Source organism: Leucobacter sp. BZR 635 (assembly GCF_048061935.2).
In the GTDB taxonomy this organism is placed as follows: domain Bacteria; phylum Actinomycetota; class Actinomycetes; order Actinomycetales; family Microbacteriaceae; genus Leucobacter.
This window is the reverse complement of sequence record NZ_JBLUNZ020000031.1, coordinates 28,187-43,913: the sequence shown is the minus strand read 5'-3', so window position 1 is coordinate 43,913 and position 15,727 is coordinate 28,187. Positions and strand designations below refer to the sequence as shown.

The 15,727-nt window shown below is 67.5% G+C and carries 17 protein-coding genes; 10 read left to right on the top strand and 7 right to left on the bottom strand.

Translation table 11 applies throughout. The annotated features are described in order from the left end of the window. The first annotated feature begins 95 nt into the window (after positions 1-95). From ACI1US_RS06290 to ACI1US_RS06275, 4 genes are read left to right on the top strand one after another with little or no spacing between them, the layout of a single operon-like run. The gene (locus tag ACI1US_RS06290; RefSeq protein WP_461639084.1) at positions 96-776 is read left to right on the top strand and encodes a phosphatase PAP2 family protein; all 681 of its coding nucleotides are present in this window, start codon (positions 96-98) and stop codon (positions 774-776) included. Between the two features lie 23 nt (positions 777-799). Continuing rightward, positions 800-1,072: a glutaredoxin domain-containing protein gene (locus ACI1US_RS06285; RefSeq protein ID WP_461639082.1), complete on the top strand. Its 273-nt coding sequence runs from the start codon at positions 800-802 to the stop codon at positions 1,070-1,072. Beyond that, the gene (locus ACI1US_RS06280; RefSeq protein WP_461639080.1) at positions 1,069-1,932 is read left to right on the top strand and encodes a spermidine synthase; all 864 of its coding nucleotides are present in this window, start codon (positions 1,069-1,071) and stop codon (positions 1,930-1,932) included. Before ACI1US_RS06285 ends, ACI1US_RS06280 begins: the two co-directional genes overlap by 4 nt. Before the next feature lie 2 nt (positions 1,933-1,934). Continuing rightward, positions 1,935-2,411 (top strand): SprT-like domain-containing protein, encoded by a 477-nt coding sequence (locus ACI1US_RS06275; RefSeq protein ID WP_461639078.1) that lies wholly within the window; start codon positions 1,935-1,937, stop codon positions 2,409-2,411. Positions 2,412-2,591: 180 nt separating this feature from the next. On the opposite strand, the gene ACI1US_RS06270 is transcribed toward ACI1US_RS06275, so the two are convergent. Next, complete coding sequence (locus tag ACI1US_RS06270) at positions 2,592-3,167, bottom strand: DUF4916 domain-containing protein (RefSeq protein ID WP_461639076.1); 576 nt, start codon at positions 3,165-3,167, stop codon at positions 2,592-2,594. A 103-nt stretch (positions 3,168-3,270) separates the two neighbouring features. Here ACI1US_RS06270 and ACI1US_RS06265 point away from each other — a divergent pair, with 103 nt between their 5' ends. The 4 genes from ACI1US_RS06265 to ACI1US_RS06250 all read left to right on the top strand — a co-directional run bounded on the left by ACI1US_RS06265 (position 3,271) and on the right by ACI1US_RS06250 (position 7,929). Continuing rightward, positions 3,271-4,110, top strand: a complete 840-nt coding sequence (locus tag ACI1US_RS06265; protein ID WP_461639074.1) for a M15 family metallopeptidase — start codon at positions 3,271-3,273, stop codon at positions 4,108-4,110. A 148-nt stretch (positions 4,111-4,258) separates the two neighbouring features. Further along, the gene (locus ACI1US_RS06260; RefSeq protein WP_461639134.1) at positions 4,259-5,425 is read left to right on the top strand and encodes a Rossmann-fold NAD(P)-binding domain-containing protein; all 1,167 of its coding nucleotides are present in this window, start codon (positions 4,259-4,261) and stop codon (positions 5,423-5,425) included. Positions 5,426-5,565: 140 nt separating this feature from the next. Then, a complete protein-coding gene (locus ACI1US_RS06255) occupies positions 5,566-6,246 on the top strand; it encodes a lysophospholipid acyltransferase family protein (RefSeq protein ID WP_461639072.1) in 681 nt (226 codons plus the stop codon). Positions 6,247-6,255: 9 nt separating this feature from the next. Beyond that, positions 6,256-7,929 (top strand): FAD-binding dehydrogenase, encoded by a 1,674-nt coding sequence (locus ACI1US_RS06250; RefSeq protein ID WP_461639070.1) that lies wholly within the window; start codon positions 6,256-6,258, stop codon positions 7,927-7,929. 38 nt (positions 7,930-7,967) lie between these two features. Here ACI1US_RS06250 and ACI1US_RS06245 read toward each other — a convergent pair whose 3' ends face one another. Genes ACI1US_RS06245 through ACI1US_RS06235 form a run of 3 tightly spaced genes read right to left on the bottom strand, consistent with a single transcriptional unit; the run spans position 7,968 to position 9,654 of the window. Continuing rightward, positions 7,968-8,378, bottom strand: coding sequence for a DUF4190 domain-containing protein (locus tag ACI1US_RS06245; RefSeq protein ID WP_461639069.1), 411 nt, complete (start codon positions 8,376-8,378; stop codon positions 7,968-7,970). A gap of 48 nt (positions 8,379-8,426) precedes the next feature. Beyond that, complete coding sequence (locus ACI1US_RS06240) at positions 8,427-9,104, bottom strand: hypothetical protein (RefSeq protein ID WP_461639067.1); 678 nt, start codon at positions 9,102-9,104, stop codon at positions 8,427-8,429. A gap of 25 nt (positions 9,105-9,129) precedes the next feature. Continuing rightward, positions 9,130-9,654: an amino-acid N-acetyltransferase gene (locus ACI1US_RS06235; RefSeq protein WP_461639065.1), complete on the bottom strand. Its 525-nt coding sequence runs from the start codon at positions 9,652-9,654 to the stop codon at positions 9,130-9,132. Between the two features lie 107 nt (positions 9,655-9,761). On the opposite strand from ACI1US_RS06235, the gene ACI1US_RS06230 reads away from it, so the two are divergent. Together ACI1US_RS06230 and ACI1US_RS06225 are read left to right on the top strand one after the other, a co-directional pair. After that, complete coding sequence (locus ACI1US_RS06230; protein WP_461639063.1) at positions 9,762-11,405, top strand: DNA-3-methyladenine glycosylase 2 family protein; 1,644 nt, start codon at positions 9,762-9,764, stop codon at positions 11,403-11,405. Further along, complete coding sequence (locus ACI1US_RS06225; RefSeq protein ID WP_461639061.1) at positions 11,402-12,022, top strand: methylated-DNA--[protein]-cysteine S-methyltransferase; 621 nt, start codon at positions 11,402-11,404, stop codon at positions 12,020-12,022. The genes ACI1US_RS06230 and ACI1US_RS06225 overlap by 4 nt, the downstream gene beginning before the upstream one ends. A gap of 50 nt (positions 12,023-12,072) precedes the next feature. Here ACI1US_RS06225 and ACI1US_RS06220 read toward each other — a convergent pair whose 3' ends face one another. The 3 genes from ACI1US_RS06220 to ACI1US_RS06210 form a co-directional block, all read right to left on the bottom strand. Further along, positions 12,073-12,321: a helix-turn-helix domain-containing protein gene (locus ACI1US_RS06220; protein ID WP_461639059.1), complete on the bottom strand. Its 249-nt coding sequence runs from the start codon at positions 12,319-12,321 to the stop codon at positions 12,073-12,075. Then, positions 12,321-12,797: a DUF2975 domain-containing protein gene (locus ACI1US_RS06215; protein ID WP_461639057.1), complete on the bottom strand. Its 477-nt coding sequence runs from the start codon at positions 12,795-12,797 to the stop codon at positions 12,321-12,323. The genes ACI1US_RS06220 and ACI1US_RS06215 overlap by 1 nt, the downstream gene beginning before the upstream one ends. Positions 12,798-13,181: 384 nt before the next feature. Then, positions 13,182-15,707 carry an ATP-dependent Clp protease ATP-binding subunit gene (locus ACI1US_RS06210; protein ID WP_416549840.1) on the bottom strand — a complete coding sequence of 842 codons (2,526 nt, stop codon included), beginning with the start codon at positions 15,705-15,707 and terminating at the stop codon, positions 13,182-13,184. Positions 15,708-15,727 lie beyond the last annotated feature (20 nt).

The window sequence follows — 15,727 nt, the reverse complement described above, 5'->3', positions numbered from 1 at the left end:
CACACACCCACCGTAGCCCAGTCCCTTGCCCGACTGCCAGCTCAGGCAAAGCTGGCTACCAGGCGAGCGGCAGGCTCTCCCGTTACTGTGAGTGCATGAGTTCGAAGCGCACGTCCCCGGCCATTGCCTGGGCGGTCATCGCGATCCTTGCGGTCGCGGCGCTCGGCGCGTACCTCCACTTCGAGAACAGCGGCCCGCTGCCCTTTGACGAGGTGTGGCGTGAGGCCGCGCGTCTCACCCCCGGGTCGGTCGCGTTCACGGTCGCCGCGTTCATGGCTGAGATCGGCTCGGGTTTTGGCGTCGCTGCCTGCGGCGCGGTCGCGTGCGCGCTGCTGCTGACCCGCCACTTCGTCCGCGAAGCCGGTGCGCTTGCCACCGCGCTCATTCTTGGCGTCGCGCTCTCTGAGCTCACGAAGTACCTGGTGGAGCGCCCGCGCCCCATCGACGCGCTCTACGCCTGGGATGGATACTCGTACCCCTCCGGTCACTCGATGGGAGCGGCCGCGCTCGCGGTCTCCGTCGCGTACGCGGTGTCGTCGGTGTACCGCCGCGGAGCAACCTTCGTCAACAGGTCATCGGTGACCTGGATCTGGATCGCTGCCGTCTCGTGGACTCTCGCGATGATGTGGAGCCGCTCCGCGCTAGGCGTGCACTGGCTCAGCGACACCCTCGCTGGGGCGCTGCTCGGGATCGCAACGGCCGTCATCGCGCAGCGAATCTGGCGCCGCCGGCGCACCGAGTTATCCACAACTGGCGAACGCCAGCACACCCGCTGACGGAAGTCCGTAGGATTGTTCGCATGAGCGAGACGCAGCAGCCCGAGTCCCAGAGCATCCGTATTTTTGGCGCCGACTGGTGTGGTGATTGCCGCCGCGCTAAGCGCGTCTTTGGGGAGGCGGAGGTCGCCTATGAGTGGATCGACCTCATCGAGACCCCTGAGGCCGCGCAGGTCGCAGAAGACATCAGCGGCCGCAAGAACATTCCGGTCATCACCTACCCCGACGGCAGCCACCAGGTCGAGCCGAGCGACGCTGACATGCGCGCGAAGTTCGCCGAGCTCGGGCTGGTGTGATCCTCCCGCCTCCCGTCACACTCACCTCGGGGCACACCGCTTCGATCCAGGAGGATCGGTGGGTGAACGGTGCCATCGAGCTCGTGATTGACGGCACCCCGCAGTCCCACGTTAATCTCGGTGACCCCTCTGACCTGTTCTTTGAGTACATGCGTCGTATCGGGCACGTCATCGACCTGTTTCGTACCCCTGGCGCACCGATTTCGGCGCTGCACCTCGGCGGTGGAGCCTTCTCGCTCCCCCGCTACGTTGAAGCCACCAGGCCTGGCAGCCGCCAGCAGGTGATCGAGTTGGAGAGCGCCCTCGTCGAGCTCGTCCGCGCGGCGGCCCCGCTGCCCAAGCGGGCGAGCATTCGCGTGCGGCACGGCGACGCCCGCGAGGTACTCGGCAAGCTTCCGGCTGGCATGCACGGAGCAATGGATCTCGTCGTCGTTGACATCTTTGCTGGGTCCCAGACCCCGGCGCACGTTTCGAGCGTCGAGTTCTACGAGGTCGTGCGCCCGCTACTCACTCCCGACGGCCTGGTCGTTGTGAATGCCGCAGACGGCAAGGGCCTGCCGTTTGTGCGCGGTCAGCTTGCAACGCTGAAGTCGCTATTCAGCGAGGTCGTCGCGATCGCCGAGCCGCAGGTGCTCAAGGGACGCCGCTACGGCAACGTTGTGATTGTCGCGTCGAACGGCGCAGCCGGATCCCCTGAGAGCGAGCTCGACTGGCTGCCGCGGCTGCTCGCCGGCGGCCCGCATCCCGCACGGATGCTTGCCGACCGCGAGCTCGCAGAGCTCATCGGAACCACGAAACCGGTCACCGACGCGACCGCGGTCGACTCCCCCGCCCCCAGCCCGGGCATCTTCGGGGCGTAGCCGTGAGCGAGCTACAGCGGGTGCGCGGCTGGGCTGAGGCGCTCATCCGGCACCACCTTGACCCGCGCTTTGGTGCCGGGTCATGGAGCTTTGGATTCGACAACGCGAAGCGCCGGGCCGGGCTGTGCAACTACACCGACCGCCGAATCACAGTGTCGAAGTATCTCGCCGAGAAGTTCGAGGACGACGAGATCCACCAGGTGTTGCTGCACGAGGTCGCGCATGCGCTCGCGGGCCCGGCGGCAGCGCACGGCCCTGCCTGGCAGCAGGTTGCCCGCGACCTCGGCTATGTCGGGGGTCGCACCCACGACGGCGAGATCGCGCACGAGCGCGCCCCCTGGGTCGGGCACTGCCCCGGCGGACACGAACACTTCAGGTTCCGGAAGCCGGTGCGCGAAGCTTCCTGTGCGAAGTGTTCCCGAGGCTTCTCCCGCGCGCACCTCATCCGCTGGGAGCGCCGCCCGACCTCGCGATCCTAACTGCCCCGTTTAATCCATTCCGAGTGTTTCTTGGGCTGTATAAGGCTCAGATTCAATTAATCGGGGCACGGAGGATGGCTGCGGGGCGGGGCGCTCCGGGAGACGGGGCCAGGCGCTCCGGGAGGCGGGGCCGGGCGCTCCGGGCGCTCCGGAACGCTGGGCAGGCGGCCGAGCAGCCGGCTAGCAGCCGACAGTGCTGAGCACCTGGCGCAGCAGCTGGCCGCGGCCGCCCGGGAGTTCACCAAGGGTGTCTGCGGCGAGCGCATCCTCGGGGGTCATCCAAGTGACCTCGAGGGCGTCCTGCCTGGGGTCGCAGCTTCCCGTCACCGGTACCACATAGACGAGCGAGACCGCGTGCTGGCGTTCGTCGACGTACTGCGAGATCCCGGGCATCGGAAAGTACTCGGCGACCATCGCGGGCATGAGCGCCGTCGGCATCTGCGGAAACGCCATCGGCCCGAGGTCGTTCTCAAGGTGCCGGTACAGCGCCTCACGCAGCGGCTCACCGAAGCGCACCCGGCCCGAGACGAACGCACGGGTGAGGTGCCCCTCCGCGGTGCTTCGCAGCAGCAGGCCAACCTCGATCACCTTGCCGAGGCCGTCAAGCCTCACGGGCACCGCCTCGACGTACAGCACGGGGATGCGACCGCGCACAAACGCGAGCTCCTCGTCGTTGAGCCAGCCGGGGTTGCCGGCGGGCGCGGGACGATCCTCCGGACCGTCGGGGTCTGGGAAGTCTGCAGTTCCGATCGCCATGCCCTCATTCTGTCAAACTTGTCAGCTGTTCATCGCCGGTTCGAGATATTGACCCGTGAACTTCCCACTCTCCCGAGATCAACCGCGCACTAGGGTGGATTTCATGCCAGCTCTCAGATTCAGGTCAATCGCCCGCGTATCGGCCGTGGCGATCGCGAGCGTCCTCGCGGCCGGCCTGCTGACGTCGTGCGCGAGCGAACCCGACGCGATACATCCGACGGCACCTGCGACGAAGGGGAAGGAAACTCCGAAGCCTGTCGCGCCGAAGGCGGAGGATCCCCCAGCTTCACCCGAGGTGAGCGCACCGGAGGAGCCTGCCGCCCCCGAGTCGCCAGCCTTCGACCGCGCGGCGCACTCGCTCGACGACCCGAATTCGATCTGGGTGATCGCGAACAAGCTTCGCCCGCTCACCCCGCAGACGTATACCCCGGGGGATCTCGTCGTTCCGAACGTCCGCAACACCAACGGGCAGCCGCTGCGCCAGGTCGCGGCCGGGGCGACCGAGCAGATGGTTGCCGCCGCTGCGGCTGACGGCGTAGCGATCCACCTGGTGAGCGCCTTCCGCGACTACGACACCCAGGTGAGCATCTACGGCAGCTTCGTGGCGAACCAGGGGCAGGCGTTTGCCGACACCACCTCTGCGCGCCCGGGCCACTCCGAGCACCAGACGGGGCTGACCGCCGACTTCGCTGGTGACGATGCGTGCACGCTCGACACCTGCTTTGCCGACACAGCGGCGGGCCAGTGGCTGCAGAAGTACGCTGCCGACTTCGGCTTCACCATGCGCTACCCCGACGGCTACGAGGGCATCACCGGATACTTCTTCGAGCCCTGGCACTACCGCTACGTCGGCGTTGAGCTTGCGCAGGAGGTCAAGGCGCAGGGCATGCAGACGCTCGAGGAGTTCTTCGGCTTGCCCGCGGCAGCCGACTACGCAGGCTGACGGCTCCGCAGGCCGACGGCTCCGCGCGCAACAGACCACGCAGGCTGAGTAGGCGCACGCGCTGAGCGAGTCTGAAAGGGCCACAAGTTGGGGCGTTACCGTGGGTGCTGAGTAGGGAGCCATCTTGGCATTCCCGCGAACGGACGCAATGAACGCGCAAATCGCCCATCCTCCCGAACAGACACTCGCACTCATCGGCACATCGCTAAAGCCCGACGAGTTCCGCGTGCCCATCCACCCTGACCATTTTGAGCGCATCCCTGCCGAGCTCAGGGAGCGCATCACCATCGAGGGGCGCTACGGGGAGCGCTTCGCGGTTTCGGACGCAGAGCTCGCCGCGCAGTTCGGCGCGGTCCGTGACCGGGCTGCGGCGATCCGCGCCGCCGACATCGTGGTGATCCCGAAGCCACAGCTTGCGGATCTGCGGGCCATGCGGCCCGGCCAGACGCTCTGGGGCTGGCCGCACTGCGTGCAAGACGCCGAGCTCACCCAGATCGCGGTCGAGCGGCGGCTCACCCTCATCGCGTTCGAGGAGATGCATCATCGAGCGGCGGACGGCGCGGCGGGGCTGCACGTGTTTCACACCAATAACGAACTCGCCGGATACAGTTCCGTGCTGCACGCGCTGCAGCTCAAGGGTGTCACCGGGAGCTACGGCCGGCGACTCAGCGCCACAGTGATCGGGTTCGGGGCGACCGCGCGCGGTGCGGTGACCGCACTCACCGCCTGCGGCGTGACCGATATTCGCGTGCTCACGAGCCGCGACCTCGCCGCGGTTGCCTCGCCGATTCACGCGGCAGAAATGCTGCACTTCGACTCTGACGATGGCCCATTTGTCGAGGAGCATTCGGGAGCGGGCGGCCGGGTCGATCTCGCGAGCTTTCTGGGCAGGAGCGACATTGTGGTGAACTGCACGCTGCAAGATCCGAGCGCGCCGGTGATCTATCTCAGCGACGGCGATCTCGACCGGTTCAGGCAGGGCAGCCTCATCGTCGACGTCTCGTGTGACGAGGGCATGGGATTCAGCTGGGCGACCCCGACCTCATTCGCGCACCCGACGATCGAGCTCGCGCACGGCGTCACCTATTACGCGGTGGATCACAGCCCGTCGTACCTCTGGAACTCCGCGAGTTGGGAGAACAGTGCAGCGCTCCTGCCGTTTCTCGCTGCAGTGATGGGCGGCCCGGCGGCGTGGGAGGCGGACGCGACCATCGCGCACGCGGTGGAGGTTCGTGACGGCGTGATCCAAAACCCTGCGATCCTCGACTTCCAGCAGCGCGAGCCAGAGTACCCACACCCGCCACTCGCGCGATAACCGCCCGCGCGGTATTTGTCTGCGCGGTATCTGTCCGCGCGGTATCCGCCCGCACGATGGCCGCCCGCGCGGTATCCGCCCGCGGCGCGGGCAAGCCGCCCCCGGCAGCGAGGGCGCGACGGGTGCCATAAGCTCTTGTGGTGACTTCTGCGCCTTCTCCCGCACGCCCGGGCCCCGTGTTCTTCGTGGGGAGGGCGATCCTTAAGCCCCTCCTGTGGCTGCTGTACCGGCCGGTCATCACGGGGCGCGAGGATTTTCCGGAGCGTGGCGCCGTGCTCATCGTGAGCAATCATTTTTCGATGCTCGACACCGTACTCATCCCGTCGTTCACGCCGCGCAAGGTGCAGTTTCTTGCGAAGTCCTCGCTCTTCTCCGGTGTTATCGGCCGCTGGTTCTTCAACGGAATCGGTGCGGTGCCCGTGAACCGCGGGTCCTCCTCTGCAGCGCAGGAAGCGCTGTCGGCGGGCCGCGAGGTGCTCCTCGACGGCAGTGTCTTTACGGTGTTTCCCGAGGGCAGCAGGTCGCGCGACGGCAAGCTGTACCGTGGGAAGGGCGGCGCGGCCTGGCTCGCGCTCGAGACGGGAGCCACGGTGGTGCCGGTCGGGATCCTTGGCACGAATCGCGATGTTCGCGACCCGCGCACCGGCAAGCGCGAGCGGGTGCGGATCCACTTCGGCGCTCCGTTTGGTCTCGACGATCTGGGTGAGCTTCCCGCCGGCCGCGCCCGCCGCGAGGCGACCGAGCGCATGATGACCGAGATCCAGGCCCTCACCGGGCAGGAGCGGGTCGATAGATTCGCCGAGGGCAGCATCGGCGCGTAGCATGGCGGCATGGACGCTGATGTCATTGTTGTAGGGGCAGGTCTCTCCGGGCTGGTCGCCGCTCGCGAGGCCTATGTTGCGGGGCTGCGCACGATCATCGTCGATCAGGAGGGCCCGCAGGATCTCGGCGGTCAAGCCTGGTGGTCGTTCGGCGGGCTCTTCCTCGTGAACTCACCGGAGCAGCGCAGGCTCGGCGTCAAGGATTCGTTCGAGCTCGCCTGGCAAGACTGGCAGGGCAGCGCCCAGTGGGACAGGTTCTACGGCGAGACTCCCGAAGACGGCTGGGCCGCTCGCTGGGGCCGCGCCTACGTCGAGTGGGCTGCGGGCGGCAAGCGAGAGTGGATCAGGCAGCTCGGGATCGACCTCACCCCCATGGTCGGGTGGGCTGAGCGGGGCGATCTCACTGCGACAGGCCACGGGAACTCGGTTCCCCGCTTTCACGTGCCGTGGGGCACGGGAACCGGCGTCGTCGGGCCGTTCATCGCGGCAGCACACGAGGCGGTCGCTGCTGGCCTTACCCAGCTCAAGCACCGGCACCGCGTCGACGAGCTCATCACCGAGAACGGCACGGTCGTCGGGGTGCGCGGCGCGCTGCTCGCGCCCGACACCGGTGTTCGCGGTGCCTCATCGAGCCGCAGCGAGACCGGCGACTTCGAGCTGCGCGCGCCGTCAGTGATTGTCGCCAGCGGCGGCATCGGTGGCAACCACGACCTCGTGCGCAAGCACTGGCCTGAGCGGCTCGGCACCGCACCCCGCGAGATGGTCACGGGAGTGCCCGCCTACGTCGACGGCCGCATGATTGATATCACCGCTGACGCGGGTGCGCGCCTCGTCAATCAGGATCGTATGTGGCACTACACGGAGGGCATCAAAAATTGGGCCCCCGTGTGGCCGAGCCACGCGATCCGGATCCTGCCCGGCCCGTCCCCGCTCTGGCTCGACGCGCTCGGTCGCAGGCTCCCCGCCCCAGGCCTCCCCGGGCATGACACGCTGGGCACGCTCCAACTGCTGCGCACGCTCCCGGATCTCGCGGAGCACGACCACTCATGGTTCATCGTCACGAGCCGCATGGCGGCCAAGGAGTTCGCGCTGTCGGGATCTGAGCAGAACCCGGACCTCACGAACCGCGACAAGAAACTCCTCGTCAAGACTCGGCTCGGCAGGGGCGCGCCGGGTCCCGTGCAGGCGTTCATCGACCGCGGCGCGGACTTCGTCACCGCCGACACGGTCGCGGAACTCGTGGAGAAGATGAACGCGCTCACCGACGAGCCGCTGCTCGACGCGGCGGCGGTCGCGGAGGTTGTGCGCGCCCGCGACGCCGAGTTCTCGAACAGTTTCTCGAAAGACGCCCAGGCGATGAGCGTGCACAACTCGCGCCGCTACCTCGGCGACAAGCTCACGCGCACGACGAAACCGCACAAGCTCCTCGACCGTTCCGCGGGCCCGCTCGTCGGCATCAAACTGCACGTGCTCACGCGGAAGACGCTCGGCGGGGTGCAGACCGATCTTTCCTCGCGCGCGCTTGATGCGACCGGCACCCCGGTCCCGGGGCTGTACGCCGTTGGCGAGGTCGCGGGCTTCGGCGGCGGCGGGGTGCACGGCTACAACGCCCTCGAGGGGACGTTCCTCGGCGGCTGCCTGTTCTCAGGGCGGGCCGCCGGGCGCGCGGTCGCTGGGCTGTAGCGAGCGCGGCGGGCGCTAGCTCGCTCACCGAGTTGTGGCTAGCTCATTGTCGAGCCGCTTGCCGCGGCGTACCCGAACACGCCAAACATCGCCAGAAGCAAGAACGCGCCGAGAATCTCGCCCGCGAGACGCACATAGCCGATGATGGTGGCGGAGAGTGCGAGGCCGCGGCCGCGCTCGCCGGTGCGCTTGATCTGGCTGAGCGCGATGTGGCCGAGGATGACCCCGACGAGTCCGGAGAAGAACACCGCGACAAACCCGATGATGGCGAAGACGTTCATCGGGGGCAACGCCTGCGTCATGTGGTAGCCGGGCTGCGGTGCGTAGCCGGGCTGCTCCGGGTAGCCCGCTGGCGGCACCGGCTGCTGCCACTGCTGAACGGGAGGCGCGTACTGCGGCTGCTCAGCATTCGCGGAGGTGGGTTCTGGGGTTTGGGGCAGCTCGGTCATAGGCAGAGTCTACGCCCAGCATCGGAAGATCCCGAGGACTAGCGCAGGTCAGTACAGCAAGAACTGGGCGGTCTCTGCGCTTTCGCCGCCGCCCGCTGTCACCGTGAGGTGGTACGAGGCACCGCCAGCGACAACCGGATCCCGCTCGATCTCGCAGGTTTCGGTGCTTGAGCGCGTGCGATCCCATGCGACGGGCTCGCTCTCGAGCACCTCGCCGGCCTTCAGCACAACGGGGAGGCTCTCGGGATCCACCTGGCAGTCGGTGGAACGCCACACGTCGTCGGTTCCGCTCGACACCGTGAAGCTCATGCCCGCAGTTCCAAGGTCTGCGATGCACGACTCCTTGCCGGTGTTCTTCACCGACAGCGAGAGCTGCGGAAACTCACCGTCGCCGTACGTTCCCTGGTCGGTCACGGCCAGCACCTCGAGCGCCCCGACCGCGCAGGCGACAGGGTCGCCGGCTTTCTCAGGATCCTTCGCGGCATCGCCGTTTGGCTTCTCAGAGACATCAGCCGGGACGTCGACGTTCGTCGCGGGGTCCGATCCACTGTTCGAACCGGGCCGCACAATCATCAGCACGATCGCGGCGACGACCGCGAGCAACCCGAGCAACACGATCAGGCGGCGGCGCACGTACACGCTGCGGTTTTGCGGCCCGACGGGATCGCGCAGCGCTGACCGGGTCCCGTGCTCATCCGACGGGTCTTGAGGAGGACGCCTGGTCATGGCCACAGCGTACCCCGTGGTTTCGCTACAGCCGCTTCAACATGCGGGTGTTGCCGAGGGTATTTGGCTTCACTCGGGCAAGATCCAGGAACTCGGCGATGCCCTCATCGTGCGAGCGCAGCAACTCGGCGTAGACCTCGGCGGCGACGAGCTCGGTGTTCTCGCCGACCTCCTCAAAGCCGTTACGCCCGAAGAACTCGGTTTCAAAGGTCAGGCAGAACAGCTGCTGCAGGCCGAGGCCACGCGCCCGCTCCTCGAGTGCGCAAAGCACCGCACGGCCCACGCCGCGGCCCAGGTACGCCTCGGATACGCCAAGCGTGCGTACCTCGCCGAGGTGCTCCCACATCACGTGGAGGGCACCGTACCCGATGACGTGCCCCTCTGCGTCCTCGGCCACCATGAATCCGGGAACAGCGCCGTAGAGCTCGACCATGTCTTTGCCGAGCAGGATTCGCCTGGCGACAAGGGGCTCCATGAGTTCCACGATTTTCACGACGTCGTGCGTGGTCGCGGGGCGGACGTTGATAGCGCTGGACTCGCTCGAACTCATGATCAAAGTCTAGTGGGGGCGCAGCGCAGCGCCCGCGCGGAGGATCCGCCCACCACGACGTCCGATTTCCGCGTGCGGCGGCCGGTGAGGCGAGGGAGAATTGTGCCGTGCTCTCCCCTTCGCCCCAGCTCCCCCTCAGCTTCGATGCGTGCTACCGTGCCGCATCGGGCCGAGACACGCGATGGGACGGCCGTATCTACCTCGGCGTCACCAGCACGGGCATCTACTGCAAGCCGTCGTGCCCGGCGCGAAAGCCGCGGCCCGAGAACTGCCGGTTCTTCCCGAGCGCCGCGGCGTGCGTCGCCGCGGGCTTCCGCGCGTGCAAGCGCTGCCGACCGGACGCGCTTCCCGGAAGCCGTGATTGGGATCACCGCGGCGACCTCGTGGCCCGCGCGGTGCGGCGGATCCGCGACGGTGCCGTGGATACCGTTGGCGTCGCAGGGCTCGCAACAGAACTCGCGGTGAGCGAACGGCACCTGCGCCGCATTCTGCAGGACGAGGTCGGCGCGACGCCGCTACAGCTCGCACGCACACGCCGAGCGCACGCGGCGCGGGCCCTCTTCGAGCAGACAACGCTCTCCCTGACAGACGTCGCCTTCGCGGCCGGCTTCGGGAGCGTCAGACAGTTCGGTGACACGATGCGGGATGAGTTCGGGCTCGCGCCCTCCGAGATCGCACGCAGGAGGGTGCGCGCGGGCGCAGGCGCCGTGGCAGGCGCAGCCGCCGGGGCAGGCGCAGCCGCCGGGGCAGGCGGGAGCGATGTGCCCTCCTCTGCGGAGCTCCCCCGGCTCTCGCTCAGGCTCCAGACACGGGCACCGTTCGACGCGATCGCGACACGGGCGTTCCTCGTCGCACACGCGATTCCGGGCCGCGACGTGGTCCACGGCGCAAGCGGCGCGACCGAGCACGCGCTCGACGTTCCCGGCGGAACCGGGAGCGTCGCAATCGCGTGGCGCGAGATACCCGTCGTTGCGTCGCAGACCGGCACCTCGGTGGGCATTCCAGTAGTGCTCACACTGCCGAGTCTCGCTGATGCTATGCCGGCGATCCAACTCGTGCGCCGTATGCTCGACCTCGACGCGGATCCCGGGCAGGTCGCGGCCGCGTTTGCCGGGGACCCGATCCTCGCACCGCTCGTTGCCGCCCGCCCGGGGCTCAGGCTTCCCGGCGCTCGCGACCCACACGAGTTTGCCCTCGCGACGGTGCTCGGGCAGCAGGTCTCACTCGCCGCCGCTCGAACGCTCCAGGGCAGGCTCGTCGCGGCGTTCGCCGAGCCCGGTGCGCCCGGTGCGCCCGCGACGTCGGCCGGGGTCGCCGGTGCCGAGCATGGATCCTTTCTCCCCCGCTTCTCGGGCAGAGTCTCGGCCGAGCGCATCAGCGCCGAAGCCGTCGATTCGCTGCAGGCGACGCTCCGCATCACCGGTGCCCGGGCCGCGACGCTCCGGCTGCTCGCCGAGTCCCTCGCGGCCGGTCTCGACCTCGGCCCGGGTGCCGATCGCGACTCCGCGCGAGCCGAGCTGCTCGCGCTGCGTGGGATCGGGCCCTGGACCGTCGAGATGATTGCGATGCGTGCACTCGGCGACCCTGATGCGTTTCCTTCGGGCGACCTCGTGCTGCGCAGGGCGCTCGGAGTCGAGAGTGCTCGGGAGGCGGAGCAGATCGCCGAGGCCTGGCGCCCGTACCGCGGCTACGCGACGCAGTTTCTCTGGACGGACTTCCTCGCGTCCACTGGCTCTAAGGAGACACCATGACACGGCAGCTCGCACACTTCACCGTCGATATCGTCGGCCGGCCGTTCCTCACCGTGTGGTCGCCAGAGGACGGGGTGGTGCGGGCCGCAGGGTTCCGGAAGGCAGTACACGGCGCTGGCACGGACGCCAGCGCAGCTCGAGCCGTCGACGGATCCCGGTGCTCCGACGCGCTCTGGAAGCGGCTCAGCGCGAGCGATCCCGCGCTCGCCGCGCGTGGTCTTGCGACCGAGGCAACCGCGGCAGGGGCTATCCCCGCGGCGCTTCGCGCATACGCCGTCGGGAACACCGGAGCGCTCGACGGGCTCGACGTGTCCCAGCGCGAGACCCCGTTTCGGGGCGAGGTCTGGCGGGCGCTGAGGCGCGTGCCCGCGGGCCAGACGGTCACTTACTCCGAGCTCGCTGCGCTGGCTGGCAGGCCTGCGGCTGTTCGCGCAGCGGCCTCGGGCTGCGCGAACAACCTCATCGCGCTCATCGTTCCGTGTCACCGCATCGTCCGCGCCAACGGAGGGCTCGGCGGGTATCTCTTCGGAGAGGCGGTCAAGGATCGGCTGCTCACGTTTGAGAGAGTCTCGGTGAACTCGGCAGCGCAGGCCGCAGCTGCGGCACCGACCGACTAACCCCCGGCGGCGGCACCGACCGACTAACCCCCGGCGGCGGCTCCGGCCAATTAACCCCCGGCAGCGGCTCCGCCGGAGTCCGTCGGTCTGCCCGCGTCCGGCACATACGACAGCACGTCCGCGGGCTGGCAGTCGAGCACGCGGCATATCGCATCGAGCGTGGTGAAACGGATCGCGCGGGCACGGCCGTTCTTAAGCACAGCAACGTTCGCTGGGGTGATGCCGACGGCCGCCGCAAACTCTGCGACGGTCAGGCCGCGCTCGGCGAGCTGCTTGTCGATGTTCACTCTGATCGCCATCAGACGACCTCCAAGAGCTCCGCGTGCAGCGTCGCTGCGCGGACGAGGAGCGCACGCATAGTGACGAGCACGAGGCTAACAACGAGCGCGATTGTGAGCGCCCCGAGCATCGCGGCCATCACGCCGAGCGGGGTGAGCTCGAGCGCGGTCAGCACACTCATCGCGACCGCGAGGAGCACGACGATCGCAAACGGTAGGACGGTAAGAGCTGTGACCAGGCGAAGTGCTCGCGGGGTGAAAATTCGGTCGTCGCGTGTCATCGAGGTGAGCACCCACGTGATCACGATCATCGCGAGACCGCAGAGCGCGATCAGCGCAGCTCCAACAAAGCCGGGCGTGACGAGGTAGGACACCTCTGGGAATGCCGCCGAGATCTCGCCGAGGGTGAGTGGAAGCAATACGGCCGTCGCGAACACCGTGAAGAGAAAGAGCAGGGTCAGCGCTACTTTTGTGCTTACTCGCGTCAGTACACCCATGACCACTCCTATCGTTATTCGATCGATTGATAAACGATAACACGGTCTTCGCATTCGTGGGCGCACACCTGAGCAATCAGCAAATGCCCGTGACGCCCGCGGCAGCCTTTCCCTCCCACAACACCCCGGTTCCCGCCGCACCCAGATCGCGACACCCCCGATTAATCCATTCCGACCCGTTTTCGCCCCTCGCAAGGGTCGGTCTGAATTAATCGGGGCAGAGAGGATGCGGAGGGAGCCAGAGACACCGGGCACACACCCGCAAGCACGAAGGGCCCGACCGCGCCGAGCCTGGGGCGCTCCGACACCTCCCGCAAACGCCACAGGGGCCCGGCGCAATGCCGGGCCCCTGTGAGTGAAGGGTAAAGCTGGTGTTGCTGAGCGCTACTCGCCCTGGCCCGGGGTGATCCCGGTCGAGGCGGCAGCTGCAGCGGCGGCGGCCGAGGCCTCGCCGTGCGACTTCTCAGTGTCGCGCTTCGTCTCGAAGGTGAACTTGCCCTCTTCGAGATCCACCATCACGGTGTCGCCTGCGAGCAGCTCCGCACCGAGGATCTGCTCGGAGAGCCTGTCCTCGATCTCGCGCTGGATCGCACGGCGCAGCGGACGCGCACCGAGCGTTGGGTCGTACCCGATCTCGGAGAGACGCTCGCGCGCCGACTGCGAGACCTCGATGTACATGTCGCGGTCAAGGAGACGATCCTTGAGCTGCTTCACGAAGAGATCGACGATCTGCAGCAGCTCGGGCTTCGAGAGCTGCGGGAACACGATGGTGTCATCGACACGGTTCAGGAACTCGGGCTTGAAGTGCTTCTTCAGCTCCTCGTTGACCTTGCCCTTCATCGTCTCGTAGCCGACCTGCGAGTCGCCCTCGAGCTGGAACCCGACCGGGCCGCCGGCAATTGCCGAGGAACCGAGGTTCGTGGTCATGATGATGACGGTGTTCTTGAAGTCAACAACGCGGCCCTGGCCGTCGGTGAGACGACCCTCCTCGAGCACCTGCAACAGCGAGTTGAAGATGTCGGGGTGCGCCTTCTCGATCTCGTCGAAGAGCACGACGGAGAACGGCTTGCGGCGCACCTTCTCGGTGAGCTGACCGCCCTCTTCGAAGCCGACGAACCCGGGAGGGGCACCGAACAGGCGGGACACGGTGTGCTTCTCGCCGTACTCCGACATGTCGAGCGAGATGAGCGCGTCTTCGTCGTCGAACAGGAACTCCGCGAGGGCCTTCGCGAGCTCGGTCTTGCCGACGCCCGTGGGGCCGGCGAAGATGAACGAGCCCGAGGGGCGCTTCGGATCCTTCAGGCCAGCACGCTGGCGGCGGATCGTCTTCGCGAGCGCCGAGATCGCCTCGTTCTGGCCGATGACCCGCTGGTGCAGGGCATCTTCCATGAAGCGGAGACGGCTGGTCTCTTCCTCGGTGAGCTTGAAGACGGGGATTCCGGTCGCCTGCGCGAGCACCTCGGCGATGAGTCCCTCATCAACCTCGGCGTTCGTCGCGACGTCGCCTGCGCGCCATTGCTTTTCAAGGCGGAGGCGTTCGGCGATGAGCTTCTTCTCCTCGTCGCGCTTGTTCGCGGCCTTCTCGAAGTCCTGCGCCTCGATTGCCTGCTCCTTGTCGGCGCGGACAACGGCGATCTTCTCGTCGAATTCGCGCAGCTCGGGCGGGCTCGAGAGGATCGACAGCCGCAGGCGTGCGCCGGCCTCGTCGATCAGGTCGATGGCCTTGTCCGGGAGGAAGCGATCCTGCACATAGCGATCCGCGAGGTTCACGGCGGCGACGATCGCGCCGTCAGTGATCGACACCTTGTGGTGTGCCTCGTAGCGGTCGCGGAGGCCCTTGAGGATGTTGATCGAGTGCGGCAGCGACGGCTCGTTGACCATGATCGACTGGAAGCGACGCTCAAGCGCCGCGTCCTTCTCGAAGTGCTTGCGGAACTCGTCGAGCGTGGTCGCACCGATGGTCTGCAGCTCGCCGCGCGAGAGCATCGGCTTGAGGATGTTCGCGGCGTCGATCGCGCCCTCGGCAGCACCTGCGCCGACGAGTGTGTGGATCTCGTCGATGAAGATGATGATGTCGCCGCGGTTGCGGATCTCCTTGGTGACCTTCTTCAGGCGCTCCTCGAAGTCACCGCGGTAGCGGCTGCCGGCGATCATCGACGAGAGGTCAAGCACGTAGACCTGCTTGTCCTTCAGCGTCTCGGGCACCTCGCCCTTGATGATTGCCTGCGCGAGCCCCTCGACGACGGCGGTCTTGCCGACGCCGGGTTCGCCGATGAGCACGGGGTTGTTCTTCGAGCGGCGCGAGAGGATCTGCATGACCCGCTCGACCTCTTTCTCGCGCCCGATGACGGGATCGAGCTTGCCCTCGCGGGCGGCCTGGGTGAGGTTGCGACCGAACTGGTCGAGCACCTGCGATCCCTTGGGCGCTTCGCCTGCCTCGGGGGCGCCGACGGTCGCGCTCTCCTTGCCGGCCTGGTAGCCGGAGAGGAGCTGGATCACGGCCTGGCGCACGCGGTTGAGGTCGGCGCCAAGCTTCACGAGCACCTGAGCGGCAACGCCCTCGCCCTCACGGATGAGGCCGAGGAGGATGTGCTCGGTGCCGATGTAGTTGTGCCCGAGCTGCAGCGACTCGCGCAGGCTCAGCTCAAGCATTTTCTTCGCACGCGGCGTGAACGGAATGTGGCCCGACGGAGGCTGCTGACCGGTCCCGATAATTTCGGTGACCTGTGCGCGCACAGCGTCGAGTGAGATGTCGAGCTGCTCAAGAGCTTTCGCCGCGACACCCTCGCCCTCGTGAATGAGGCCGAGCAGGATGTGCTCAGTACCAATGTAGTTGTGGTTGAGCAGCTTCGCCTCTTCCTGGGCGAGCACGATCACGCGACGAGCGCGGTCAGTGAATCTCTCAAACATCTATACCCTCCTTGACGGTT

What these genes read in the sequence shown, in the direction of transcription:
- ACI1US_RS06290 (WP_461639084.1), top strand. Translation starts at nt 96, where the DNA reads ATGAGTTCGAAGCGCACGTCCCCGGCCATTGCCTGGGCGGTCATCGCG.
- ACI1US_RS06285 (WP_461639082.1), top strand. Translation starts at nt 800, where the DNA reads ATGAGCGAGACGCAGCAGCCCGAGTCCCAGAGCATCCGTATTTTTGGC.
- ACI1US_RS06270 (WP_461639076.1), bottom strand. Translation starts at nt 3,167, where the DNA reads ATGGCGATCGGAACTGCAGACTTCCCAGACCCCGACGGTCCGGAGGAT.
- ACI1US_RS06265 (WP_461639074.1), top strand. Translation starts at nt 3,271, where the DNA reads ATGCCAGCTCTCAGATTCAGGTCAATCGCCCGCGTATCGGCCGTGGCG.
- ACI1US_RS06260 (WP_461639134.1), top strand. Translation starts at nt 4,259, where the DNA reads ATGAACGCGCAAATCGCCCATCCTCCCGAACAGACACTCGCACTCATC.
- ACI1US_RS06250 (WP_461639070.1), top strand. Translation starts at nt 6,256, where the DNA reads ATGGACGCTGATGTCATTGTTGTAGGGGCAGGTCTCTCCGGGCTGGTC.
- ACI1US_RS06245 (WP_461639069.1), bottom strand. Translation starts at nt 8,378, where the DNA reads ATGACCGAGCTGCCCCAAACCCCAGAACCCACCTCCGCGAATGCTGAG.
- ACI1US_RS06240 (WP_461639067.1), bottom strand. Translation starts at nt 9,104, where the DNA reads ATGACCAGGCGTCCTCCTCAAGACCCGTCGGATGAGCACGGGACCCGG.
- ACI1US_RS06235 (WP_461639065.1), bottom strand. Translation starts at nt 9,654, where the DNA reads ATGAGTTCGAGCGAGTCCAGCGCTATCAACGTCCGCCCCGCGACCACG.
- ACI1US_RS06225 (WP_461639061.1), top strand. Translation starts at nt 11,402, where the DNA reads ATGACACGGCAGCTCGCACACTTCACCGTCGATATCGTCGGCCGGCCG.
- ACI1US_RS06220 (WP_461639059.1), bottom strand. Translation starts at nt 12,321, where the DNA reads ATGGCGATCAGAGTGAACATCGACAAGCAGCTCGCCGAGCGCGGCCTG.
- ACI1US_RS06215 (WP_461639057.1), bottom strand. Translation starts at nt 12,797, where the DNA reads ATGGGTGTACTGACGCGAGTAAGCACAAAAGTAGCGCTGACCCTGCTC.
- ACI1US_RS06210 (WP_416549840.1), bottom strand. Translation starts at nt 15,707, where the DNA reads ATGTTTGAGAGATTCACTGACCGCGCTCGTCGCGTGATCGTGCTCGCC.